Consider the following 23943-nt stretch of genomic DNA (forward strand, 5'->3'; position numbering starts at 1 on the left):
CGTAAGCCGGGAAGATCACTACACTGCGATACTCTTCGCCAGTCCTGCTGCCCAAGCAGCGGTCATCTTCTCCCCTACTGCCTCGAACTCCGGGTGAGTGCTTCGGTATTCTGAAAGCTCCGCCATCGCGCGAGCCATGCCGTCTTGCACCCTGGCAAGCAGTTCATTGCAACGGGTCTCTGTCAAACCGCACGAACTGCGTCCAAACTGGACCAGCATCTTGCGCTTTGGCCAAGCCTTCGACCCGCCGAGCAGCAAACCCATGATGTCGTTGCCGCTGTACACCGTGGTGGTCACCAGATCGTAAGCCGGGGCGAGCCAAACGTCCGCGTCCTTTGCGCAATTCTCATACAGCAGGCCGAAATTTTTCAGGTGCGCGTCACCGTTCTGGATCCCGGCAGAAAGCGCCACCATCAAAAAGAAGTCTTCCAGTGTCCTGACGACGCGGCTGGGTGTGACAAATGACCTGATCAGCTTCGTGCATCCCTGATAGCTGCCGTCGTATTTCCTGGCGGTTCCCCATCCCGATAGAACGCACATGTCCTCAAATCCGAGGTAGGCGCTTGCACCGATATCGAACCGTTTCACCACCAGGAATTTCCCGTGCTGACTGAGCTGAAACTCAGGCACCTCCAAGCCGCAATGGACTGCGGCCCGCATGCAGAAAAACTCATTGGCGGCCAATTGTGAAAACTCAGATTCATTGAACGTTTTCACCAGATGCGTGGCGCCCCTATGCGTGAGACGTTCAATGCCGGGGACCGTATCGTTCAGGTCGCGCACCAGCACCTTTGGTTGAACACCCGAGACCCCGGAATAGGCCGCGTAGGTTTTCAGAAGATCATCGAACAGGTCTTTTGCCCCGTCATAGACCAATAACTCTGCGAGCTTGATCTCAGGCAGTGACTCACCACCCGCGGCACGAGAAACGCTGATACGACCCAGTTGGTGTGGGCCCACAATGCCCAGCAGGGTGAAGTCGTCAAAGCCGTGTACCGACTTGCTGAAACGTCGCACAAGTTCGTCCTTGAGATGCCCCTCAGGGATATGCATCTCGAACAACGGATGGACGCCATACTTCCAGTTGTAGCTCTCCAAGCGCACGGGCATGGTCAGGGAAACTGCGTTCTCTTCAGCAACCTTTTCGTTATACGAGAACACCGAATCACGCCGGTCGTCTTCACCGCGCCCGAGCGTTCCAGCAGGCACACCCCCAGCACCGATATACAACCGATCACGTCGACTAGTCATGGATGCCTCCTGATTTCAGCTCATCGAGAGTTTTGCGACGATGCCTGGGTATGGCAGTCAACTCATACCCCAACCCCTCGAGGATCGCCCCGACCTTGCGAATCCCCACTTCCGGGATGGTGTTGTTCTCGATCCCCGAGATAGTGGCGCGACTCATGCCGTGGCGCTGCGCGAGCTGGGCTTGTGAGAGGCCGGCGGCCTTGCGCAGATTTTTGATCAATATACCTAAATCGCCCATACCAAAACGCATCCTATACAATGCAAAAATTGCAAAAATTGAATTAATGCACTATATAAGATGCAAAAAGTCCTGAATAGTGTTTTATATGGATCCGTTTCTTGATAAGGCTGACGCTCCGAAAACACAAAACCCCGGCCAAAAGACCGGGGTTTTGTTATTCAGCACCCATTTGTTACCGCAGGATTATTCCCACTCTATTATTAAATTGAAATTAACTCTTTAAATTACAATGACTTAAAACTAAAAACCACATGGATACCATAAAAAACACCATACCCCTAGCCTGGTACAGGTAGGCACACTGATTCAAAAACCCAAGCCATGGAGCGCGAGAAAATGCTTTTAGCACTGTTAGTGCCTTAAGCGACGCCGTATCCCCGCCTCCGTGTCATGTCGCTCGGCTTCCCATTCATACGTCCTCACCAGAGACATCAGGAGTGAAGACGCGACGAAAGGATGCGTGAACTGAATAGTTTCTGCCCAATTGCGATATTTGTCTGCAAGCTCCCTTTCCTGCCCGCCACCCTCCCCACGAAAATGAACGCCACGCGCGTTGTAAAGACCTGTGTGAGCACCGCTTGTGACTTCTTCGGACCAGCCTGGAAAACTCTGTTATTGCCCACATGACTACGGCTAATCGAGCCAGTGAATTTGACAGACCTTCCTAGAGTTAAACCTGATCCTGAGAGGCGATGAAACAGGAGTAAAGAATATCAGCGAAATCATGCTCGTTGATATCACCGATAACCAAATCCCTAACGGCATCCGCTATCAGATCATTGTCTAGAGTAATTTCATAATCATTGAGCGAAAGGTACTCCAAGCCGACTGCAAGCCCGGTGCGCTTGTTAGCATCAGGCAGTGCGTGGCCTTGCGCAATACTGGCAGTGTACTTGGCGGCAATTTCAAATACATCGTCGAGGCCATTATAGGCAATCGCGTTGTCGATTCGAGCCAGCGCGCCTTGTAAAAGCGGAATATTTATTGGCCCCTTCATACCGGGCTCGGTAGTCAAGATCTGAGTGTTTATCTCAATAACACGTTCAAATGGAAAGAAGATCAATTCCATTACATGTCAGCCAACTTCTGAAAGGTCTTCTTGTGAGTCCTGAGAACGAGCTTGGTTTCTGAATAAACGATCTGCTTACCCGAATCGCCACCCAAATCCAGCTTCTTGATGGCTTTAACTTTAGGCCGCTCTACTATGGATACGCCATAAGTGTTCAGCTTGTGGTTCATGACATGAGTACCCCAAACGGTTTGATCAATTTCTACTCACACGGTAGCACACTGAGAGGCAAGATACACCGAGCCATCGACTGCGTTGTACGCCGCTTGCTGGTTGGCATCAGTGCCACGCCAGCGCATGGCTTAGCATCAGTCATTACTGACAGAAAAGCATCTGCAGCGGTAGTGCGTCAATACGTTCAATCACGCTGGCCCAGGCAAATGTCGTAACGGCTCCGAATTACATTCGTATCAAGAACGATCATTCAAAGGTCACTGTCCGGACGGGCGTCTTGTCGTGCGCACTCTCAAAGGCCGCGAACTCGTAATCCGTCAGGCTGGCCTTGCGGCTCATCTCGGCAGCAGCGAGCCCAGCCTGGCGGCCTCACCGTAGACATCCAAAATGTCTCGCATCCCGGTCTTGAGATTCTGATCGTGTTGAGTTGCCTTTAAACAGGTCCGCCAGTTTCGGAGGGTGACAAATGCAAAAGGCCCGCAACTCAGCGGGCATTTTTGTTAGTCAACACAGGTGCCTTAGGGGGCGCAGGCTCATTCCCACTCTATTATCAATACTTCAAAAAAATACTTACATTTCAGAGCTTTAAAATATACAGCAGCGCTTATGCCATGAAATATACCATCCCATCAGGCGTATGGAGAGTTGCTTGTCAGCTCGGCCGTCCCCTCCTCCGGGACAAACGCCTTGGCCACTTGCCTTAGTAGGATGGCCAACTCTGCAGGGTCCCCATTACGGCGTACCTCAGTCAGTAACTCGACTGCATATTCGGGATAGAGCAAGAACTGCTCGGCCATCGCTTCGTCGTGGGATCGATCTTTCATCTGGCACCATCCTATCAGTTAAGCGGGCGACTCAAGATTAGCTCGGTAGGCGCCAAGAGTTTTCTTATAAAAACTCTAGGGCGGCTCTCGAGGGCATCCTCAACTCTGAACTTTGCTGCGCAAAGGCAGCCTGATTTTATCCCTAATCTCGGAGTAAACATTAGCCTTCAGCGTATCTGAGACCTCGAAAGTCACTATCAACGCATATGGAATGGGGGGTAAAGCCCCAGTTCCCTGCGTACGACATTCTACTCTGATACGTAAAATATCATCGTCGCCAATTGGCACCGCATCTTCCCCTTCGTAAATCTCATGTATCACCGTGCCACGGCGAGATGTATCTGAAGGTGGCTGATTCGCAGGTACTCGAGAAACTCCAATCGGGGATCCATTAGTATCTTCAGTTATAAAATCTAAAAGAGCATCCTTATAAAACTGCTCTGCGGGTTTTGTAGGACTAAGCCAAGACAAAGTAACAACTAGCCTCCTAACATCTTTCTTACCTGAAAGAGATTTAGGCAATGGAAAACTGAAAAGGCCTGCGCCTTCACTCCGCAACGCACCAACGCCAAGCATGGTAACTCGATGCTCAGTGCATTCGAGAACTCGAGAAAGCTCGATTTTTCCGTAGCCTAGAAAACGAGTGATGTTGGAGCGTCTATTTTTCCATAGTCTCCCACTTTTTGGCTCCAGAGCACCCTCTAGAAAAGAACCGGCGCTCCCCCAACTAGCGGAGTGCACAATTAAGCCCTTAACAATTGAAGGTAAAAAGGATCGAATACGCTCAAACTCCGGCGCCGAAAACTGAGACTTGAGCTCATCATGAATAATTACGGCAGCCCTAGTCGCTAGTGCGGCAGAGTTGCTTGTACCAATAGTACGAACAAGATCAGTGGTACTGGAAACACCGGCGACTTGTTGCCCAAAGTAGCGCCCAGCCTTTCCAGGAACCAACATAAGCCCGTCTGCAGTCGCGATATAAGAGTAGAGAGCCCTCCCTCCGCAATTCAGCACCTCAGGCTTAACAGCCTGTTTATAGCCCAACCCTAAACCAGATATCAAACTAGGAAATTTTTCACTAGAGTACGGCTCGATAAGATATGGACTTGGAGCGGCAGAACAGCCATCAGAGTGACTCGCACCTACAGTAAGAGCGTTAATAGCTTCTGCAGGTGAAAATATGCTCCTATGAGCCATTTTAGCTTGGACTGCTGTAACAAAAAGCAGATGGCGCTCATCATCCGTCAGCTTAGTCAATTGTATTGGCTGTTTGATAGTAGCTAGAGATAAGCCTTCGACTATATTCCCAGCACTAATTATAAACAGCAAATTATATTTCCACGCGAGGTAGTCTATCAACCTGCCCCAAGCGCTCATCTGCCCTGAAAATGGTCTATTGATATCACCCAATGATAAATTGATGACAAAAACATCGCCACCCAACTCTTTTGGTGCTTGTTTTAGACGTAAAACGGCCGAATATATCACATCCAATAAAAGTCGTGACTGAGGCGTTGTTTCGACTGAAGACTCCTGACTTGCAGCGAGCAGATACTGCACGTAAAGTTTACGCTGTAGAGCGGCTTCTTCCTTTGCAAGGTCGCCATGTAAAATTAGTGATGCCATAGCGGTGCCATGATGTCGTGTGTGGACTGGAGATGTCCTTTCCAGATCTTCACCATCATCAATTACAAGACGCCCTTTTAAAAGCTCATGGTTTTGCACCAACACTCCATCAAACAATGCAGCAACGGGGGGATGCAACACAACTTTATCAGACGACTCTACAACCTGCTCTATATCGTCAGGATCTGAGGACGAAACACTCATTGCCTGCGGGCGCAGATAGGCAATTTCATCGAGACTTAACAAATCCGACTCTAGATCCAGTAATTTTCTAGCTTCCGTTTTAGAAATGGAAACAAGGAGAGCATGATACCTAATTTCGGGAATATACGACGTATCTAAAACCTCTGTAGATTCAATATCAATTTTTTCCAACAGAGATTTTTCCGCGGCCTCATCACGGTTTTTATTACCATGGAATACGAGTTCCAACTCGAAATTAACATTATCGCCATTCGACTCCCCTAAACCCGCAATGTACCTTGCTGCTTCGGGCGTAAGCCTATCCTGTGCCCCCCAGGCTCGAATATCCAACAAATGAGAAAACAGTTTTTTCCAATCCCCATAACCTCTAGGAAGCTCTTTGCCAGAGCTATAGATTGTCCAAAGCTTTAGTAACTCACCAATTGCTCGCTGATTGGGAACTGTTAGGTAAAGCCGTCCCTCCATTGTCTTATCTGGCTTCTTTTTATCAAAGAAGTCATCATCGCTCGAATATGAGAAATCTGCTTCATCGACCCAAGTCAATCCTAGCTTTTCGGCGGCTTTCTTGAATTCTTGTTTCGATTGAGCCAGCTCAAATACAATTGCTTTTTCAGGATGCAAACCATCTGTATCATCTGAAATAGTCCCGCTAGAAACAGGGTTTTGGGAATAACGCCTCAGAGTTTCAAATTTCGGGCCCAGCCTAACTAATTGACGATCGGAACTAGGTGTCGAGATGCTGAAAAATTTCTGACTGCCCTTCAGGCGAGCGTCTTGGCTTGGTGGATTTAGAATCAGCAGTGGAAGCTTTTCCATGATATCTACGATCATCCTTAGTCGAGTTACTAGGGCGGCACTGCGATAGACGCTGTTTGACAGCGACCTTTAAACTCAGCCGACCTTCAGAGAGAATCAACTTTCTACGGATATCGAGCAACGTCTGCTCGATATCCGAAAAACTACTTCCATCTAGCGCATTAACAAAATCACTTTTGAAATCATCAAAGCGTTCACCAACTAAAACCTCAAATTTACCCAACCATTCTCCGATCTGCTCTGAATTTGGCGAATCAAGATTGGCGTGAATTTGAAATCGGCGCCAGGCTGCCCTATCGATTATTTCTGGATGGTTGGTTGCAGCGATAAACACATTATATGATGGGAGATCATCTACCTGTAGAAGCAAGGTACTAACGATCCTTTTTATCTCTCCCGCATCATTCGCATCAGCTCGCTCTTTACCGATTGCATCAAACTCATCAAAAAAGACAACACATGGCCGCGTTCTAAAGAAATCAAAAGCAGCTTGAAGCCTTGCTGCAGTCTCACCTAGATAACTGCCAATAATCCTCTCGTATCGCATTACGAAAAAAGGAAGACCAAGCTCATAAGCGATAGCGCCAGCCAAGCTAGTTTTACCATTGCCTGGGGGGCCGGTCAGTAAAATTTTACTGCGCGGCTCCAAAGCAAATGATCGCAACAAATCAGCTCGCTGATGCTCCTCAACTAATTCCGCGCACGCAAGCTTTACTTCAGGTGCTAAATAAAGATCTGAAACACCTCGCGTGCTCACGACCTCAGAGTACAAATCTTGAGCTGATTCTTTTTGATAAGCATGACCATATGAAAACGCCTCAGCCTTAGGTACAGACTCTTCGGAATTACTCCATCTCGCGGACCGGAGGGTATCCGTTAATTTCTGGGCGTATATGTGGTGTTGCCTAGCACTCTCCTCGGATACTATAGCTTCGACCACACGCCGAACGGAGGCTTTATCGCCACTTAAGCCTGCTTGGGCGAGTTTTACAACAAGGTCACTTCTTGCCATATCAGTTATGCACGCAAATTGTTGGTGTTACGTTTGAAGGTGCGTATTTCGATATTTTCTTCACACCTTTCATTCCTGACTTCGTGACTGCGGATATACAGCAATCCCCCCCTGGCAGCTCCAGTCTAAAAGCGCCGTACTCGTTGGTAACAATCGCTATATCTTTAGCAGGTACTTCAGAACTCTCCACTACGACAAATGCACCCTTTACAGGGTGCCCCATATCATCTATCACACACCCGCAAACTATCTTCGATTTCATCGTCGCACCTTTATTGACGCGAGCGCCACTCGGCGATTTTATCGGCCAAAAGCGAAGTGATTCTGACCCCCGAATTTGCGTTAAGTGACCTACCAGCACCATTACTATGAACACCAACAACTACCGGAGTATTAGAGCCATTGGGGTAAAGCCAAATTGGGGACCCGCTTTGCCCACCCTCTGTATCTACATCATAGTAAAGTTTATGATCAGTAACAGCGCAAATCCTATTGGAGTGATGCATCTGCTCTTCACCCACCACGCAAATCGGGTAACCCGATATGTTCACCATTTGTGCTGTTAGATGCGACTCTGGGTAAGATCCAAAAGAGAACCATCCAAGCCTGCTATCCAAATCCTCAGAAAGAATTATCGCACCAATATCGTAATTTTCATCGCCAGCAGCAGTCCATCTTTCCATCGAGCAGAAACTCTCGGAACGATATCGCCCGAACGGCTCTGATTCGCCATCACGCCCGGGAATGATATCAATACTTTTCATCCACCCATTATATACGTCATTAAACACACAGTGACCGGCAGTAATAATTAGCCGTGGCCCAGCGATCCAGCCTGTGCCGATACATGAGTCACCGTCCTTCGATGTTATTTCTAACGCACATATTTTACGCCATGGGTCAAAACTGGTGTCTAGCACACGTGAACGTCGGTCATGACCTGGAACTAGCAGACTTTGTCCAAAGGCGGTTTTTGACACCAGAGCGGCATCCTGTCTACCACGGACAATCAATTTATCCGACGAGCAAACCTGTTCTGAGATTAAGAGTTCGCCGACCTCACCTTCAGATACCTTCATCCTCTGGATAGCCGCAACTTCGAGTTTTGGAGAGTCACTGCAAATATCCCTATCGTAACGCGAACTCATTTCATCACCCATGATTTTCCAATTGCTAGCTTATGGACCAGAATCGTTAAATATCTGCCGAATCCACCTCGGCGCAGCGTCGTGGCCGTAGAACTCTTGGAGAGCTCCTAGGCACGTACGACCGGCACCCACGCCTTCGCACGCACGCGCGACATCGTAGCATTCTCGGACGCAATCTCACCGCTATGAAAAGCAAATGTCGAGAAATTTCGGTGCCTTTGGCACAGGCAGAGCTGGGAACCGCTCAGTAGTGACAGTTTAGGCCAGCCATGCCTATGGCTCCTCATGGCGGCTGCGTAGACATTGCTGTCGGGCCAGCCCACTTTTCATTTACTCCAGTAAAACCGATACCCGCAGGGTCGGTTGAAGAGCGCGCGACCGCAGACCCACCGCGACAGGCCAGCGTCGATTGGATTGCTGCCTATGAGAATCGATGTATTCGGATGGCGTCATCTACCCCTTATGGTTCCTGTGATCGGTATCAATTTTCCATCCTTAGGCGCGGCAGCGACTGTTGGCCTCGCAGAGCAAGATCCGTTGAGCCGAAGGCGAATAAGGGTAGGTGGTGGAGGCCCTAGCTGCGGAGCAGCGTAGGCCTACAACACACATCTTGCCGTCTGATCTTCTGCAATTCTAGGCAACTTGCCCGCCTTAGGTTCGCCTTACCGCACTTTCGGTCATTTCTGACCTATAATTGCCCTAAATTTCTTTGAGTTGCGTTAAATTGCGTTACAGATATGAAAAATCTCCTTTAATTTCCTAGAATTTCCTTGAGTTGCCTAAAGCAAATGCTGACCACTAGTGTGACCACATAGACAGGAGACGCCAAATGACAGATGGGCCGAAAAAGGTGTATCGCGGCGCAGGGCGAGTTGCCTTTCTGGCCAGGCTTGATGACTTTCGTAAGCTGATAGACGCAGGGCATCCGCTACGTGCGATCTATGACGATTACGAAGAACAGCTTGGCATTGGCTACCCGCAATTCACCAAATACGTCGGCAGGTATGTACAAAAAGAAAAAGACGATGGGCACCAAAGGAAAGGCTCTGGGCAATTCACATCGCAAAGCCTCTCACCAGCCCCGACAGGAGTCGTAAGAGGACAGCCGGAGCACAGCGCCACACCGCCTTCCAAACCCGGCTCAAAACGTGCGGTATTCGACCACAACCCAAATAGTGGAAACACTCGGGACGACCTGATCTGACGCTCCACGAAACAGCGAGGCCGTGTAGCCCCTTTAATCTGGGAGCGAAAATGAGGTAGAACTTTTCAGTCTGTATAAATTTACCTCATTAAAAACGGTGAACCCATGGCTCGAAAAACTCTCGCAGAACGCCGTTCTGACGCCCTTTCAGAGCTGGAAACAGCTAAAGCAAGATTGGCGAAATTGGATAATGAGGCGGCTGAAAGAATTGGAAGAATTGCAATCAAATCAGGATTGGTTAATCTTGAAATTACAGACGATCAGATTCGGGAAGAATTCGACAATATTGTAGAAAGGATTAGAAAGGGAGATTGATCATGAAAACTGCTCACCGCATCAGCGCATTGGCCAACCAACTCAACGAACTGCAAGCCTACCTCGGTCAAGCCAGCGGGCGACCTAGTAAAGCCGTTAGAGAAGCCCAACGCATTGCGGCAGAGTTGGCTTCCTCGCTCGAAAACTGGCACCTAGAAACACTACACATCCCTGAAACGGAGCGTGGTCACTATCGGACCCAGAACCCCTATTACTCAGCCCACTAATGCGCTACGCCATTCATCAAAAGCCCACTTCGGTGGGCTTTTTTTGGCCGTAAAAACACATCACGCTGGAAAGACAGACAGGTCCAAGCATAAAGAAAATGCCAGAAAAATTAGGTTGCTGCGTGTCAATCCCACCCAACCAGCGCCCGCAACCCATTGATTTATATGCGGATAGATACTTATCCGCATATTCCAAACCACACCAAATTTGTCAATAATCAAACCTCGAACCATGACAAAACGAGGTGTTCGGCATGAATACGGAATTGCTGAAATCGCCGATTTCATCGGCTCGGAAATCGAGAATACGAACTGCCCTTGTTTTAGCAATGAAAAGCACAAGTCTTAGTGTGGGCCTTTACTTGGCCCCCTCACCTGCGTATGCCATCTACTGCTCAAACTGCTCGACGTTCTATCAACAGATGTTTGAGTACGCCGAGGCAGTCAACACAGCGTTAAACACTGCCGAGCAACTACAGACGCAGATTCAGCAGTATCAGAACATGGTCACCCAGGGCACGGGCTTGCCAAGCACCATGTTTGGCAGCATCGCGGCCGACCTTAAAAACGTGACCAACATTTACACCCGTTCGCAGTCCCTAGGCCGCCAGATCCAGAATATGGACTCTCAGTTCAACACCGCTTTCCCAGGCTTCGAGTCCTACCTGAATCAAGCAGCGAACTCAGCAGGAGTTCCTGCGCGGGATCGATATCAGAAGTGGTCGGAACAAGGCAGCGACAACATAAAGACGGCACTTGAGGCGGCAAACCTCAATACCAGCACGCTCGAGTCTGAAGACGTCCAGCTTGATCGCATGGTGGCCCGTTCGCAGTCAGCCGTAGGCCGCATGCAAGCTATACAGGCAGGCAACGAAATCGCCTCGCAGAACGTGCAGCAACTTCAGAAACTGCGCGATCTGACGGCCACCCAAATCCACATGCAGGGCAACTACATTGCCCAGCAAGGCGACCGGAAGGCCGCTAGCGAAGCAGCTGAACAGCAGTTTGAAGCGCGCAAAAACATGCGCGGCGGCGTGAAGGAGTACTGAGAATGACTATTTCGAGATGGCTCATCGTGTTGATGTGCGCCGGGTCCGCTTTGGCCGGTTCCCTGGTCACCGTGGTAGTTCAAAGCACCAGCAAATGTAATGCCGTGGCTGAGCAACAACGGCAGCAGCGTGACGCTGATGTCTCATTTGAGGCGCGCCCGAACACTCGCGGCGGCGTGAAGGGGTACTAGCGATGGATCGTCGTCTGTTGTTGCTCCTCGCCTTGGCTGGTGTGTTCGTGGGCGGAGATGCTGTGGCCGCAACCGACCTTTCCCATGCCGATACATCGATTCAGGGTCTACTCGACCTCGTTTTGCAACAGTCGCACCAGTGGTCAGGGAAGCTGTATGACTATGCGATCAGACTGTTCTGGCTGCTGGCCTCGATCCAGTTCATCTGGACGTTCATGCCTCTGGTCATGAAGCAAGCCGATTTCGGCGAGATTGTCGGCGAGCTGCTGCGCTTCATTCTGGTGATCGGTTTCTTCCTTGCAGTCATGAAGTACTCGGTGGAATGGTCGACGGCCATTGTGGATAGCTTCCGCGATGCGGCGGCATCGGCGAGCGGCCTCGGGCGTGCATTAGAACCCGGCGATATGCTGGCAGTTGCGCTGGATTTTGGCCGCACCATGGTGGAGGGCATTTCAGTATTTTCCCCAGCCAAGGGACTTCTGATCGCTGTATGCGCAATCCTTGTGTTGGCATGCTTCGCCTTCATCGCTGCATTCATGTTTGTCACGCTCGTAGAGTCTTACGTCATCATCAATGCTTCCGTGCTGTTCTTCGGCTTTGGCGGTTCGCAATGGACGCGGGATTTTGCAATTGCGCCAATGCGCTTCACCGTTGCGATTGGCGCCAAGCTATTTGTACTAACCCTGATTGTCGGCCTGATCGTACAGTCGGCAAAACAGTGGTTGGCCGCCTACACCAATGACGAAGCGTCATTGATGACGATGGTCGGTTTGGCCTTAGTGTGCTGTTACCTCACGAAGACAATTCCTGACTTGATCGGTGGCATGATTAGCGGGACGTCAATGGGCGGCGGCTCGGCCATTGGTGGGATGGCTGTGGCCGGTGCTGCCGGGGCGGCGGCTGCGGCGGCCACCATCGCCACAGCCGGGGCGGCGGCTCCTGCTGCAGCCCTCGGTGCTGCCGGTACTGGTAGCGCAGCCGGGGCCGGGGCGGCGGGTGTCGGTGGACTCGGCGGCGGCCTGGCGGGGGCGATTAACTCCAGCTTTGCCGGTGCCAGCTCCGCAGGTGGTGCCGCGTCGTCTATGGGTTCAGCGGCGTCCTCCGGCGTGGGTGCCAGCACCGGCGGCGCAGCGGCCAAGGGTGCCAGTTCCGCAGGCGCGAAGGTCGGCGGCAGCTCCACCAATTCTCCCGGGCAGGCGTCGGCCGCGCCGTCCTCTCCAATCAGCGGCGTACAGCAGGCCGCCAAGCAGGCCGGAAAGACCGCGCAGGGCAACGACGACAAAGACCAGCAGACAACACCCAAAGGGGGAGTTGTCAGCTCAGGCAGCGCACTTTCCCAAGCGGCCGACGGTGGCGCAAAGATGCTCGGCGTGATGGCCTCAATGGCAGTGCCAGGTATGGAGAATGCGCACGCCTTGTCTCTTGGTGCAGGATCTCCCCCACCAGCTCCCGACGATACCAACTCGACCACTCCAGCCAATGGAGCAGAATCGGCCACGGAAGCTTCACAAGCTGAGCCTAACGTCATCCGTCCGGCCTCGGACACTAACTCTGCTCCCGGCCGCCTCGCCTCGCTCAAGGTGCCGGGAATGACCTCGAACGATCAACCGGAGAAATAACCATGATGGGCTTTCTGATGTTCGCTGGATTCGTAGTATTCGCCTTTACGTTCGCCATCGGCATGTGGGCACTCGGCCGGTGGCTACGAAGCAAAGGTTACGGGCCACAGCTAGATAAGCTGGATCGGCAGTACACGGCATTGCAGCTTCGAGTAAGCCCGCTGGCCTTGTCGACTTCCTATCGCATGTTTGCCGGGGCGCATACCCTGAATCGTTTGCCTCTGCTGGGCAGCAAGAGTAGCGACGTTCTGAACCGGCAGGTGTTGATGGCCATCCGAGCCGCGCAGGAAGCGGAGAGGGAAGAAAAGCGCGGCAAGCGCTGATCGCTGACCAGCCCCACACTACCCCGCCTCAGCGCGGGGTTTTGCTTTCCAGGCGCAGCGGCCACGTATGCCCAATTTGGGAAGAATCAGGAGATACTTTCACCAGCATCACAGATGCGGTCAAATTCCGCGAAACTCCGCCCTCAGTAATACGCACGTACTTATCTCAGTACCATTTATCCACATCGCTGATTGGTTGTACGCTGCGTTCTGATCAATGTTTAGGGCACCGGCAACCCTGATCAATACGTGAGCTTCTGAGGCGTTTCTGTGGGTTCTGACAAGCACAAGAGATGATCCGGCTAAGGGCCCTTTCCTTCTTCGATGCCCATTCAAAGACCGCAGGCGGCACGACTTGCCGGTTTCTTGAAGATGCATGAGCTCGAGGAAGCGAACAACCCTTTATTTTTGGGGTTGATAGAGAAAATGGAAAAAATCGTACGCTAAAAAACGGAGTTGCCTGAAACTATGTGTTTCAGGCAATTCCGCAACGATGATAAGGCCTGACATAAAAAATTATGCTGGAAAGCCTGCCCCCCGACCCCTGTGTGCGTTGATTCTGCTATAAACTGTCTGAACATTCAGTTCAAAAAAACTAGCGATGTCTTTCCCTGAGTAACCTTGGTCGTATAGCTTTTGAAGGACATCCGTCTGATCCTTCCGATTCATGTTGTCGAACATTGCTTTTGTGACTGCGGCATGAATACCGCCTCCGAAACCAAACATAGTGCTGCTTCCTACCTTGTGAGTGAGAAGAGAGCATAGCTCAAAATATAAAGAAATCATAATGTTTTCATAATATTATTTTTTCCGTCTAGCTGAACATATGACGACCTGGTGTCTGCAGCGCTTGCTTTAGAACAAATGGAAGCGTAGCGCACCGATTCACCAGCTCACTCAGAGGCCCTGATACGGGGAGCCCGCAGAATTCGGAAAAATAGTACGTGAGGCCATCGTTTGCGGTCAGGTTTTTAGAAAGCTAACAATACCTTTCAAAGACTTACGATTTTTAGATGTGTCCGTTTGAAGTACACCTCAACCCGGTGTCAGGCCGCTCACCGGCACCGCATCAGCCTAGGGCGGTTTATGTATTTCCTGATGGATCGCCGTCAACTGCTAGGACCTCAACCTGACAGAATTCAAGTTAGCGTACGATTTTTTCAGTTTCTCTATTTGCCCCTTTTTGGTGCCCAACGGCCGAAGGCCACTGGCAAGGCCAGACCGCGCCTCAAGCGCGGGCTGCGCCGCGCAGGAACTGAATATCCTGAAGATCCTGCTAACCCCGGGCGGGTGTGGCACGTTCCGGGCGGGTGTGACGCGTTACCGGGCGGGTGTGACACGCCATCGGGCGGGTATGGCACGCTTCAGCTGCTGCAAGCACTGCTTTTCTTGATGCGGTCACCATCAAGTACAAGCCCAATTCCCCTTAGATCTTCAGCTTCCTCCTTGAGCCTTCGCCGCGCATTGCGCATGTCCTGACTTGAGGCTTGTCCGGCTACCGCCACGATAACGGTGTCTAGATACCAACCGCCTGTAGGCACTACCTTGTGGCTCAAAACGTGCCGAGCTACCGCTTGGCTTATGCCGTGCTGGAGGCGCGCAATGGGAGCTGGGTCGTAGTAGAGACTCAGATCATGCTCAAGGAGCATTACAAGCGCAATTCCGAGCCGCACCCGCCATAGGTTCCGGGCTCCTCCTGTCAGAGGATCGGGACGTGTCATGGGTGAAGGGATGACGTGGTCAATCAATCCGCCGATGATTGGAAAATCAAATTGCGGCGTTTCAATTGTGATCGTTGCGGCTCGCAGTTCGGCGAGCAGCTTTTCGATCTGTGTGAAGCTGTAGCGACTATCGGAAAGTGTCTTTCTCACACGCGCGGGATCTACCAGAAGTTCTACGCCACCATCTGAGACAGACCGTCGACGTTCTGCGCAGTACAGAACAGCTTCCAGTATGTCCGCGTGCCTCTGCCCTAGTCTGCCTGTCACGCGGCAGCGCCCAAATGATGTTTCTGCCCAATTACCCTCCCGCAGTCGCGGGCGCTGGCTAGGCTGATAGAGCATCACTCTGGCCTGTGCGATAGAGCTGGTGGGGACCACGGCGTTACCACCGCTCATCGTCACTTCCGTTTACGACTTGCAGCGGGCTACCTTTCTTCATTTCCGCCAACTCAACCGGCACAAGAACGCCTCCTTCCTGGCGCTGGTACCATTGGTCGAGGGGGGTGGCGTCGTAGTTCTGCTTGCTAACACCGAAACGAACAAAAAACTTGCGCCTATCGTTGCCAATGGCCTGTCGCTCATAGGTGCGATCACTCAGTCGCTTTGCCTCGTCCTCTGTCATCTTGGCCACGAAGCCGCACCAACGGGCGTTATCGATTAGAGCTGATGCGCCCCGCGCTGCCTGCTGCTGATCGACTTGACCCTCGCGAGCGCTGCCTTTACTGACATGATGAAGGTAAAGCACCGATGCTCCGGTGCTGGCCGCAACGTGCTCAAGCGTGGCGACAAGCCGAGACATGTCGCCGTTGCTGTTCTCGTCACGGTCGTGAATCCGGCTAAGTGTATCCAGTACGATCAACCGGGCACCGATGCAAAACTCGGTGATACGGGCAAGATGCCGATCATCCATGACGTTTAGTCGTTTGCCCATGATCGACTCAAGGACGAGGTTCTTCGCGATGGCCTCGCGTGCCTGCTGATTTAAGTGCTGGCCTATGGCATGAATGCGGCGCACCAACGCGACTTCGGGGTCTTCTCCGGCGAAATAGACCACTCGACCAGCGCATGAGGGGGCAAGCCCTACAAGATCACCGCCGGCAACGCTGCATGCGATAGCCATCGCCGCCTCCAACGCCCAGAAGCTCTTCCCTGTAGCTCCGGGAGCTACCAATGCTCCCACTGTGCCAGCGAGGAAGCCAGGCCATATGAAGTCCAGTGTGGGCGGTTCGTTCTCGAATGCTGCCCGTAAGTCAATCGCCACAACTCAAGCTCCCATTCCGGGACGCGTGGCCGGGCCGGATTGCCTGCACGTATCAATCCATGTCTCGACCTCTTCCAAATCCCAAACGACCTTCCGACTGCTAACGGCAATACGACGAGGGAATTTCCCCTGCTTTTCGAAGTTATAAATCGTCCGCTCACACAAGGGGATCATTGCCAGCAATTGCTTTTTGCTGATGAGCACTTTGCTCGACTTCCTCGATTCTTTTTCCACACCGAACTCCTCGTTTTGTCGCATTTGAGGTTCGATTATTGCCCCATATTTCCAGAGCATTCCACAGATATTTATGGATTTATTCCCTTTAAAATCAATATCTTACTGTCCTGCAAACGTATAGTTTCGGGACAGAAAAACAACGCGATGTCGTTGTTCTTTCAGGAGTTTTTTTCGTCAAAGACGTCAGGAAAAATGTGTCCCACAAACGGGTAGTTTCCGGACAGAAAAAAAACCACGAATGTGGTTTTTTGATAGAGAAAACTAGATCAGCTCCCGACTACCTCATCACGCAAAACGCCATCAACTCTCTGAACGTGTTCTCTTACGCGTCCATTCGTCAATCATATCCGCCCAATCCTGCAACATCGCCCGGCGCTGATCACGGTATTCAGCCTTGTTGTAGACGGCCCGTACGCCCTTCTGCTCGTGCGCAAGGCACTTCTCAATCCAATCTGAGTTGTAACCCGCCTCATGCAGCAGCGTGCTCGCTGTGCGCCTCAAATCATGCGGTCCGAACTTGCTCAACGGCTGCCCTTCTTTCTGCGCAAGCCGGTAGGTCAGCGTCAGCACCTGATTGATCGTCGCGGTACTCATCGGCAAATCAGAATCGTACCGAGAGGGAAAGACGTAATCCGAACCACCGGCAAACGTCTTCAGAGCAATGAAGAAATCCAGCGCCTGCTGAGATAAGAACACCAAATGGGGATTGCGCCGCTTCATCCGCTCTTTCGGAATGGTCCAAAGGGCTTCGCTGAAATTGATTTCGTTCCAAGTAGCGTTGGTCAATTCACTTTTGCGAACCATGGTCAGCAACAGCAGCTTAGCGGCGACTCTCACGGATGAGGCAGTGCCGATGCGGTCCAGGTACTGATACATCAACGCGATTTCGTCAGGCCCTAGAGCGCGATCGCGTGGCTCGAATTTAGCGATGCTTGCAGGACGCACCAGATCAGCCGGATTCTCAACCTTCTGGCCACGCTCTATCGCCCACCGGAACACCTGCATCACAATCTCGCGGGAGTGCACGGCCGTGGCTGGAGCTCCACGCTCCACAATTGCATCTGTCAGGGTACGCAGATCCTCATGATTGATTTCCACCAGTTTCTGATTACCGAAGTGCGGCTTTAGCTCGCGCTCGTAAACCGATCGGCGCATGTCACGCGTCGAGTCAGCCATCTGATACCCACGCAGCCATTTCTCCGCCCACGCATCAAACGTCTCTGCCCCTTTGGTGCGTGCCTTGGCACGGGCTTTCTCTTTGGCAGGTGACTTACCCGCCGAAACCATCTTTTTAGCCTCGCCCAAGCGCTCTCTGGCTTCCGCAAGTGTGATGCCACCCACGCCATAACGACCGAACGTGATGGTCTCCTGACGGCCATTGATTGAGTAGTTGTAACGAAAGGAGATGGAACCGGCAGCAGTGACGGCCACGTACAGCCCGTCACGGTCGTTCACCTTGTAGAGTTTTTCTTGCGGTTTGAGGTTACGCAGCTTGGTATCGGTCAGCATAGCAGTTACGGATTCCATTGAAAAAATACCATGCTCAGAAAAGCACTCATGCACCACGATAAAACCCAATGAAACCGGGCTGATGATGAGATTTGATACCATGCCCTGCCCTACTAGGGCGACATGGCATCGAGCACCGAACATGGCATTTGGCTCAGTCAATGCCCCGTACAATGCCATACAAACACGGTGCTTGGCGATGCACAAAGCTGCCAGAATTTGCCAGACCCAAAAAGCCAAAAGCCCGCAATTACGCGGGCTCCAGGGCATTTCTTGCTAGATTGTGCCGGACAATGCCGGACGTCCAATCATTCCCACTCAATCGTCGCCGGCGGCTTGCTCGACACGTCATAAGTAACACGCGAGATACCTTCAATCTCATTGATGATCCGGCCACTGACCGTCTCCAAAAGCTCGTAAGGCAGATGCGCCCAACGCGCCGTCATGAAGTCGATGGTTTCCACCGCACGCAAGGCCACAACCCACGCGTAACGACGGCCGTCGCCTACCACGCCAACGGATTTGACCGGCTGGAACACCACGAACGCCTGGCTGACCTTGTGGTACCAGTCGGCCTTGCGCAGTTCTTCGATGAAGATGTGGTCGGCGCGACGCAGCAGGTCGGCGTATTCCTTCTTCACTTCACCGAGGATGCGCACACCCAGGCCTGGGCCTGGGAAGGGGTGGCGGTAGACCATGTCGTAGGGCAGGCCCAGTTCCAGGCCAAGGCGGCGGACCTCGTCCTTGAACAGTTCGCGCAGCGGTTCTACCAGCTTGAGGTTCATTTCCTCAGGCAGGCCACCTACGTTGTGGTGGGACTTGATCACGTGGGCCTTGCCGCTCTTGGCGCCGGCCGACTCGATCACGTCGGGGTAGATGGTGCCCTGGGCGAGGTACTTGATGTTGTCCAGTTTGTTGGACTGGGCATCGAAGACGTCAATGAAGGTGCGGCCGATGATCTTGCGCTTTTTCTCCGGGTCGGACTCGCCGGCCAGGTTGTTGAGGAACTGCTCCTCGGCATTGGCGCGGATCACCTTGACGCCCATGTTCTCGGCGAACATGGCCATCACTTGCTCACCTTCGTGCAGGCGCAGCAGGCCGTTGTCGACGAACACACAGGTCAACTGGTCGCCGATGGCCTTGTGCAGCAGCGCGGCGACCACGGAGGAGTCAACGCCGCCGGACAGGCCGAGCAGCACGTTGTCGGTACCAACCTGGGCGCGCACCTGGGCGATGGCGTCTTCAGCGATTTTAGACGGGGTCCACAGGGCTTCACACTCGCAGATGTCGAGGATGAAGCGCGACAGGATACGGCCGCCTTGCTTGGTGTGGGTCACTTCCGGGTGGAACTGCACGCCGTAGTAACGGCGCTCGTCGCTGAACATGCCGGCGATCGGGCAGCTCGGGGTGCTGGCCAGGATGTGGAAGTCTTCCGGCATTTTGGTGACCTTGTCACCGTGGCTCATCCACACGTCGAGGCCGAACAGGCCGTCGGCGTCGATGTGGTCTTCGATGCCGTCCAGCAGGCGGCTCTTGCCGACTACGTCCACACGGGCATAACCGAATTCACGCAGTTCGGAGCCTTCAACCTTGCCGCCCAGCTGCTCGGCCATGGTCTGCATGCCGTAGCAGATGCCAAAGACCGGTACGCCCAGGTCGAATACGGCTTGCGGGCAACGCGGGCTGTTGGCTTCGTGCACGGACTCGGGGCCACCGGCGAGGATGACGCCTTTCGGTGCGAATTCGCGGATCGCTTCGTCATCCATGTCGAACGGGTGCAGTTCGCAGTACACGCCGATTTCACGCACGCGGCGGGCGATCAGCTGGGTGTACTGGGAACCGAAGTCGAGGATCAGGATGCGGTGGGCGTGAATGTCGAGGGCCATGAAGTCAGTCTCGTCTAATGAATCAGAAACAACTCGGGGCTGAAGAACAGCCCCGGTTACTTAACATTTTGCTGGAAGCCTCAACCTACGCGGTAGTTTGGCGCTTCCTTGGTGATCTGCACGTCGTGGACATGGGATTCAGCCATGCCGGCGCCGGTGATCCGTACGAACTCTGGCTTGGTGCGCATTTCTTCGATGTTGGCGCTGCCGGTGTAACCCATCGAGGAACGCAGACCGCCCATCAGTTGATGGATGATGGCGCTCAGGGTGCCCTTGTAAGGCACACGGCCTTCGATACCTTCCGGCACGAGCTTCTCGGCGCCTGCCGAAGAGTCCTGGAAGTAACGGTCGGACGAACCCTGGGCCTGGGACATGGCGCCCAGCGAACCCATGCCGCGGTAAGCCTTGTACGAACGGCCCTGGAACAGTTCGATCTCGCCAGGGGCCTCTTCGGTACCGGCGAACATCGAGCCCATCATCACGCACGAAGCACCGGCGACGATGGCCTTGGACAGGTCACCGGAGAAACGGATGCCGCCGTCGGCGATCAACGGCACACCGGTGCCTTCAAGGGCGGCGGCGACGTTGGCGATGGCGCTGATTTGCGGCACGCCTACACCGGCGACGATACGCGTGGTGCAGATCGAGCCTGGGCCGATACCGACCTTGACGGCATCCGCGCCCGCTTCGGCCAGGGCCTTGGCGGCAGCGCCGGTGGCGATGTTGCCGCCGATCACCTGTACTTCAGGGAAGTTCTGCTTGACCCAACGCACGCGGTCGATCACGCCTTTGGAATGGCCGTGGGCAGTGTCAACCACCACCACGTCCACACCGGCGGCAACCAGCGCGGCAACGCGGTCGCCGGTGTCTTTACCGGTACCGACGGCAGCGCCAACGCGCAGACGACCCTGGTCATCCTTGCTGGCCAGCGGGTAAGCCTTGGCTTTTTCGATGTCGTTGACGGTCATCATGCCTTTGAGGGCGAATTTGTCGTCGACGATCAGTACGCGCTCAATGCGGTGCTTGTGCAGCAGTTCACGCACATCGTTCTTGTCGGCGCCTTCCTTGACCGTGACGAGGCGCTCTTTGGGCGTCATCACTTCGCGGACGGTCACTTCAAGACGGTTTTCAAAGCGCACGTCACGGGAAGTGACGATGCCGACCAGGTCGCCATCATGCAGCACGGGAACACCGGAGATGTTGTGCAGGCGGGTCAGGTCGAACAGGTCACGCACGGTGGCGTCGGCTTCGATGGTGATCGGATCTTTCACCACACCGGCTTCGTAACGCTTGACCTTGCGCACTTCGGCAGCTTGCTGCTCGATGGTCATGTTCTTGTGGATGATACCGATACCGCCTTCCTGCGCCATGGCAATGGCCAGGCGGGCTTCGGTAACGGTGTCCATCGCAGCGGAAACCAGGGGAATATTCAGCTCGATGCCACGGGTTAGGCGGGTCTTGAGACTGACTTCGTTAGGAAGCACCTCGGAATAACCGGGCACTAGGAGAATGTCGTCGAATGTCAGAGCTTCTTGGCTGATACGCAGCATCGCGGGGGCTCCCGAGCGGGAAAATGGAAGCGCGCCATTATATACATGCACCCTGTCGGGCTCAATGTAAAACTCTGACAAACTTGGTAATACTGATAGATGGATTAAAGCTCGACTTTGACCCAACTGATCTTCTGGTCCAGCCAATCGGCAAATTCGTCGATAAAGCTCTGCTTGAAACCCGCCTCTGCCCAGTTGTTGAAGATGAATCCCAGGTTGGAAAACCCGCACTCCTGCAGAAACAGGAAGCCGTTGATGTCATCTTCATGCCCACACAGCGGGCAGGTGAAGTTGTCGGTGTGGCCCGGCATCCAGTCTTCCAGGCTTTCGAACAGCGCCTCGCCGACTTCCTTGCGGCACTCCGGGCAGCCGGCTTCTTCGAGAAAGCCCTTGGCCGGCGTGTAGATGCAGCGTTTGTAGATAATCTCCAGGCCATTGACCGACTCGTTGAACGGCAGCGCCTCGGGGTGCAGCACCACGGCGCGGGCACCGTCGGCCAGGGCGTAGGCCATGCGGTTGCCGGTACGACCGCAGGTGGTCAGTTCTTCCTTGATGATGTTCTTGCGCACCAGCCAGCGCACGATCGCCCGGGCACGGGGTTCGTGGACGGGTAAGGTGGAGATTTTGGGGACAAGGATGCTTTGGGAGTTCATGTAAGTCCTGCGGTGTGGCTGCTGCCCCCGATGAGGCCCTGAAGGCTGGCAGCTTAATCCCTGCCCCACGCAGGTCAAGTACTCAAGTAACGCCCGATCAGCGCAATGCCACTGGCCAACACCAACCAGGTCACCAACCGCACAAACGCCTCACGGGACATGCGCATCGTCAACCTGCGCCCGCACCACAACCCCAGGGCCATCGCCGGCAGCAGGCACAGCGCCAGCATCAACAGTGGCAAATCAGCATAGACCCCGGCGATCAGGAACAGGCTCAGGCGCACCACCGTGCTGCAACTGATCAGCGCGCTTTGCGTAGCACGTGCCGCGTCCTTGGGCAGACGACTGTTCAGGTAGATCGCATATAAAAAGCCACCACTGCCGAACAGCGCACCAAACAGCCCGCCGACGGTGCCCATGGGGATCGACCAGCCTTTGGCGAGCTGCGTGGGCCGGGCTGTTACTGCCAGGCTGTAAACCGCGTAGGCGCTGATAAACAGGCCCATCAATAACAGCAACAGGTCCGAATGCAGGTTGAGCAAAAACACCACACCCAGCGTACAGCCGATGGCCATGCACGGCAGCAGTCGAAGCAGCTCCGGTTTGTTCACATCCCGTCGTGTTTGCAGCAGGCCGCCAAAGGCTGCGACAAAATCCAGCAACACCAGCAACGGAATAATCTTCGACAATGGCATGAACAGAATCAGCACAGGCCCGGCCACCAGCGCCGTACCGAAGCCGGCGATACCGAACACGATGTACGCCACCACCACACCCACGCCGATCACCAGCCAATCCACAGCGCCAAATGACCACTGGCTCATCAGTTCAATCGGGCTCATGAACGATTCCTTGTAAAAGACAGCGTTCACTTTAGCCATCGACGAGAGATGCGACTAATATCTTCAAAGCCCCACACCTATCTCAAAAAGGCATGACGCGTGATTTCCACTCGCCAACTGCGCTACTTCGTTGAAATCGCCGACAGTGGCAGCTTCAGCGCCGCCGCGGAACGTTTGTTCGTGGCGCAATCGGCCTTGAGCCGGCAGATCAAGGAACTGGAAGCCCAGCTGCAAACCCCGCTGTTCGAGCGCACGGCGCGCCAACCGAGGCTGACGGCCGCCGGTGAAGCCTTCTATCCACGCGCGCGCAACCTGCTGAGTGAATTGCTCAAGGTCAGTGAAATGGCCACCCAAGTCGGCAATGGTCAACTCGGCACGCTGCGCTTGAGCCATTCGAGCACCGTGCCGATGAGCGGCCGTTTGCTGCAAGGCATCAGCACGTGGCTGGAGCGCTGCCCAGGGGTGGCGATGGATATCGCCACACTGTCTTCCGAAGCCCAGTTGGAAGAAATCGCCGAGGGCCGCCTGGACGTCGGGCTATTGCGCTTGCCGGTGTTGCGCCAGCGCGAAGGTGTGAGCGTGTTGCCTTTATATAGCGAACCTGTGTTGCTGGCGGTGCCGTCGAATCATCCGTTGTCACGCCGTGATACGCCCGTCGAACTGGAGCAGCTTAAGGATGAGGCGTTTATCTCGATCCCTCATCCACAGCGTGGCGGTCTGAGTTATCTGTCAGCCGAATTGTGCATGCGCGCCGGATTTTTCCCCAAGGCCGCACGCGTCATGTCGCGCAAGACCACCCAGTTGCAGTTGATCCAGGCCGGCTTCGGTATAGCCTTGTTACCAAAATCCATGCAGGACATCGCCCCCGCCAACGTGCGTTTTTTACCCCTGGCCGACCCGGACTGCCTGAGCACCGTGGCGTTGGCCTGCCAGCAGGCACCGGGACCGTTGGTGGAGCAATTCTGCCAAACCTTGCACGAATGCCTATAAA

The 23943-nt window shown here is 53.6% G+C and carries 23 protein-coding genes; 7 read left to right on the top strand and 16 right to left on the bottom strand.

All coding sequences use genetic code 11. The annotated features are described in order from the left end of the window. Positions 1 to 18: 18 nt before the first annotated feature. The 8 genes from PSH66_RS23955 to PSH66_RS23990 all read right to left on the bottom strand — a co-directional run bounded on the left by PSH66_RS23955 (position 19) and on the right by PSH66_RS23990 (position 8377). The gene (locus PSH66_RS23955; protein WP_305427751.1) at positions 19 to 1251 is read right to left on the bottom strand and encodes a type II toxin-antitoxin system HipA family toxin; all 1233 of its coding nucleotides are present in this window, start codon (positions 1249 to 1251) and stop codon (positions 19 to 21) included. After that, complete coding sequence (locus PSH66_RS23960) at positions 1244 to 1489, bottom strand: helix-turn-helix transcriptional regulator (protein ID WP_141065031.1); 246 nt, start codon at positions 1487 to 1489, stop codon at positions 1244 to 1246. The genes PSH66_RS23955 and PSH66_RS23960 overlap by 8 nt, the downstream gene beginning before the upstream one ends. 673 nt (positions 1490 to 2162) lie before the next feature. Further along, on the bottom strand, positions 2163 to 2561 hold the full coding sequence (locus tag PSH66_RS23965) for a type II toxin-antitoxin system death-on-curing family toxin (RefSeq protein ID WP_305427752.1): 399 nt from the start codon (positions 2559 to 2561) through the stop codon (positions 2163 to 2165). Beyond that, positions 2561 to 2731: an acetyltransferase gene (locus PSH66_RS23970; protein WP_094065496.1), complete on the bottom strand. Its 171-nt coding sequence runs from the start codon at positions 2729 to 2731 to the stop codon at positions 2561 to 2563. Before PSH66_RS23970 ends, PSH66_RS23965 begins: the two co-directional genes overlap by 1 nt. A 633-nt stretch (positions 2732 to 3364) precedes the next feature. Continuing rightward, entirely contained in the window at positions 3365 to 3559 is a 195-nt protein-coding gene (locus PSH66_RS23975; RefSeq protein ID WP_305427753.1) for a transcriptional regulator, read from the bottom strand. A 99-nt stretch (positions 3560 to 3658) separates the two neighbouring features. Beyond that, positions 3659 to 6205 (bottom strand): S8 family peptidase, encoded by a 2547-nt coding sequence (locus PSH66_RS23980; protein WP_305427754.1) that lies wholly within the window; start codon positions 6203 to 6205, stop codon positions 3659 to 3661. Continuing rightward, the gene (locus PSH66_RS23985; protein WP_305427755.1) at positions 6114 to 7217 is read right to left on the bottom strand and encodes an ATP-binding protein; all 1104 of its coding nucleotides are present in this window, start codon (positions 7215 to 7217) and stop codon (positions 6114 to 6116) included. The genes PSH66_RS23980 and PSH66_RS23985 overlap by 92 nt, the downstream gene beginning before the upstream one ends. Before the next feature lie 272 nt (positions 7218 to 7489). After that, positions 7490 to 8377, bottom strand: coding sequence for a serine protease (locus PSH66_RS23990; protein ID WP_305427756.1), 888 nt, complete (start codon positions 8375 to 8377; stop codon positions 7490 to 7492). Positions 8378 to 9194: 817 nt separating this feature from the next. Between PSH66_RS23990 and PSH66_RS23995 the strand changes: the two genes are divergently transcribed. The 6 genes from PSH66_RS23995 (at position 9195) to PSH66_RS24020 (ending at position 13293) form a co-directional block, all read left to right on the top strand. Next, positions 9195 to 9569: a TraK family protein gene (locus PSH66_RS23995; protein ID WP_305427757.1), complete on the top strand. Its 375-nt coding sequence runs from the start codon at positions 9195 to 9197 to the stop codon at positions 9567 to 9569. A gap of 105 nt (positions 9570 to 9674) precedes the next feature. Further along, the gene (locus PSH66_RS24000) at positions 9675 to 9884 is read left to right on the top strand and encodes a TraC family protein (RefSeq protein WP_003380647.1); all 210 of its coding nucleotides are present in this window, start codon (positions 9675 to 9677) and stop codon (positions 9882 to 9884) included. Positions 9885 to 9886: 2 nt separating this feature from the next. Then, positions 9887 to 10111, top strand: coding sequence for a hypothetical protein (locus PSH66_RS24005; protein ID WP_096144545.1), 225 nt, complete (start codon positions 9887 to 9889; stop codon positions 10109 to 10111). A gap of 254 nt (positions 10112 to 10365) precedes the next feature. Continuing rightward, positions 10366 to 11160: a P-type conjugative transfer protein TrbJ gene (gene trbJ / locus PSH66_RS24010; protein WP_370694817.1), complete on the top strand. Its 795-nt coding sequence runs from the start codon at positions 10366 to 10368 to the stop codon at positions 11158 to 11160. A gap of 193 nt (positions 11161 to 11353) precedes the next feature. Next, positions 11354 to 12970: a P-type conjugative transfer protein TrbL gene (gene trbL / locus PSH66_RS24015; protein WP_305427758.1), complete on the top strand. Its 1617-nt coding sequence runs from the start codon at positions 11354 to 11356 to the stop codon at positions 12968 to 12970. Between the two features lie 2 nt (positions 12971 to 12972). Then, positions 12973 to 13293: a hypothetical protein gene (locus PSH66_RS24020; RefSeq protein ID WP_305427759.1), complete on the top strand. Its 321-nt coding sequence runs from the start codon at positions 12973 to 12975 to the stop codon at positions 13291 to 13293. A gap of 1364 nt (positions 13294 to 14657) precedes the next feature. Here the strand turns inward: PSH66_RS24020 and PSH66_RS24025 are convergent. The 8 genes from PSH66_RS24025 to PSH66_RS24060 form a co-directional block, all read right to left on the bottom strand. Next, positions 14658 to 15164, bottom strand: a complete 507-nt coding sequence (locus PSH66_RS24025) for a hypothetical protein (protein ID WP_225924198.1) — start codon at positions 15162 to 15164, stop codon at positions 14658 to 14660. A gap of 232 nt (positions 15165 to 15396) precedes the next feature. Beyond that, the gene (locus tag PSH66_RS24030) at positions 15397 to 16275 is read right to left on the bottom strand and encodes a helicase RepA family protein (protein ID WP_305427760.1); all 879 of its coding nucleotides are present in this window, start codon (positions 16273 to 16275) and stop codon (positions 15397 to 15399) included. A 3-nt stretch (positions 16276 to 16278) separates the two neighbouring features. Then, positions 16279 to 16509 carry an AlpA family transcriptional regulator gene (locus tag PSH66_RS24035; protein ID WP_024777066.1) on the bottom strand — a complete coding sequence of 77 codons (231 nt, stop codon included), beginning with the start codon at positions 16507 to 16509 and terminating at the stop codon, positions 16279 to 16281. Between the two features lie 303 nt (positions 16510 to 16812). Beyond that, entirely contained in the window at positions 16813 to 18021 is a 1209-nt protein-coding gene (locus PSH66_RS24040) for a site-specific integrase (protein ID WP_024777065.1), read from the bottom strand. A gap of 308 nt (positions 18022 to 18329) precedes the next feature. Beyond that, positions 18330 to 19907 carry a glutamine-hydrolyzing GMP synthase gene (guaA, locus tag PSH66_RS24045; protein ID WP_073521822.1) on the bottom strand — a complete coding sequence of 526 codons (1578 nt, stop codon included), beginning with the start codon at positions 19905 to 19907 and terminating at the stop codon, positions 18330 to 18332. 80 nt (positions 19908 to 19987) lie between these two features. After that, complete coding sequence (guaB, locus tag PSH66_RS24050) at positions 19988 to 21457, bottom strand: IMP dehydrogenase (RefSeq protein ID WP_017530001.1); 1470 nt, start codon at positions 21455 to 21457, stop codon at positions 19988 to 19990. A gap of 104 nt (positions 21458 to 21561) precedes the next feature. After that, the gene (locus PSH66_RS24055) at positions 21562 to 22110 is read right to left on the bottom strand and encodes a sugar ABC transporter ATPase (protein WP_141065032.1); all 549 of its coding nucleotides are present in this window, start codon (positions 22108 to 22110) and stop codon (positions 21562 to 21564) included. Positions 22111 to 22184: 74 nt separating this feature from the next. Beyond that, positions 22185 to 22952 (bottom strand): sulfite exporter TauE/SafE family protein, encoded by a 768-nt coding sequence (locus tag PSH66_RS24060; RefSeq protein WP_003175941.1) that lies wholly within the window; start codon positions 22950 to 22952, stop codon positions 22185 to 22187. Between the two features lie 99 nt (positions 22953 to 23051). On the opposite strand from PSH66_RS24060, the gene PSH66_RS24065 reads away from it, so the two are divergent. Further along, complete coding sequence (locus PSH66_RS24065; protein WP_305427761.1) at positions 23052 to 23942, top strand: LysR family transcriptional regulator; 891 nt, start codon at positions 23052 to 23054, stop codon at positions 23940 to 23942. Position 23943: the final 1 nt, after the last annotated feature.

This window comes from Pseudomonas sp. FP597 (genome assembly GCF_030687435.1).
Lineage (GTDB): Bacteria > Pseudomonadota > Gammaproteobacteria > Pseudomonadales > Pseudomonadaceae > Aquipseudomonas > Aquipseudomonas lactucae.

What these genes read in the sequence shown, in the direction of transcription:
- PSH66_RS24000 (WP_003380647.1), top strand. Translation starts at nt 9,675, where the DNA reads ATGGCTCGAAAAACTCTCGCAGAACGCCGTTCTGACGCCCTTTCAGAG.
- PSH66_RS24055 (WP_141065032.1), bottom strand. Translation starts at nt 22,110, where the DNA reads ATGAACTCCCAAAGCATCCTTGTCCCCAAAATCTCCACCTTACCCGTC.
- guaA (WP_073521822.1), bottom strand. Translation starts at nt 19,907, where the DNA reads ATGGCCCTCGACATTCACGCCCACCGCATCCTGATCCTCGACTTCGGT.
- PSH66_RS23995 (WP_305427757.1), top strand. Translation starts at nt 9,195, where the DNA reads ATGACAGATGGGCCGAAAAAGGTGTATCGCGGCGCAGGGCGAGTTGCC.
- PSH66_RS24020 (WP_305427759.1), top strand. Translation starts at nt 12,973, where the DNA reads ATGATGGGCTTTCTGATGTTCGCTGGATTCGTAGTATTCGCCTTTACG.
- PSH66_RS23990 (WP_305427756.1), bottom strand. Translation starts at nt 8,377, where the DNA reads ATGGGTGATGAAATGAGTTCGCGTTACGATAGGGATATTTGCAGTGAC.
- PSH66_RS23960 (WP_141065031.1), bottom strand. Translation starts at nt 1,489, where the DNA reads ATGGGCGATTTAGGTATATTGATCAAAAATCTGCGCAAGGCCGCCGGC.
- PSH66_RS24040 (WP_024777065.1), bottom strand. Translation starts at nt 18,021, where the DNA reads ATGCTGACCGATACCAAGCTGCGTAACCTCAAACCGCAAGAAAAACTC.
- guaB (WP_017530001.1), bottom strand. Translation starts at nt 21,457, where the DNA reads ATGCTGCGTATCAGCCAAGAAGCTCTGACATTCGACGACATTCTCCTA.
- PSH66_RS24005 (WP_096144545.1), top strand. Translation starts at nt 9,887, where the DNA reads ATGAAAACTGCTCACCGCATCAGCGCATTGGCCAACCAACTCAACGAA.
- trbJ (WP_370694817.1), top strand. Translation starts at nt 10,366, where the DNA reads ATGAATACGGAATTGCTGAAATCGCCGATTTCATCGGCTCGGAAATCG.
- PSH66_RS23980 (WP_305427754.1), bottom strand. Translation starts at nt 6,205, where the DNA reads ATGGAAAAGCTTCCACTGCTGATTCTAAATCCACCAAGCCAAGACGCT.
- PSH66_RS23955 (WP_305427751.1), bottom strand. Translation starts at nt 1,251, where the DNA reads ATGACTAGTCGACGTGATCGGTTGTATATCGGTGCTGGGGGTGTGCCT.
- PSH66_RS24060 (WP_003175941.1), bottom strand. Translation starts at nt 22,952, where the DNA reads ATGAGCCCGATTGAACTGATGAGCCAGTGGTCATTTGGCGCTGTGGAT.
- PSH66_RS23970 (WP_094065496.1), bottom strand. Translation starts at nt 2,731, where the DNA reads ATGAACCACAAGCTGAACACTTATGGCGTATCCATAGTAGAGCGGCCT.
- trbL (WP_305427758.1), top strand. Translation starts at nt 11,354, where the DNA reads ATGGATCGTCGTCTGTTGTTGCTCCTCGCCTTGGCTGGTGTGTTCGTG.
- PSH66_RS23965 (WP_305427752.1), bottom strand. Translation starts at nt 2,561, where the DNA reads ATGGAATTGATCTTCTTTCCATTTGAACGTGTTATTGAGATAAACACT.
- PSH66_RS23975 (WP_305427753.1), bottom strand. Translation starts at nt 3,559, where the DNA reads ATGAAAGATCGATCCCACGACGAAGCGATGGCCGAGCAGTTCTTGCTC.
- PSH66_RS23985 (WP_305427755.1), bottom strand. Translation starts at nt 7,217, where the DNA reads ATGGCAAGAAGTGACCTTGTTGTAAAACTCGCCCAAGCAGGCTTAAGT.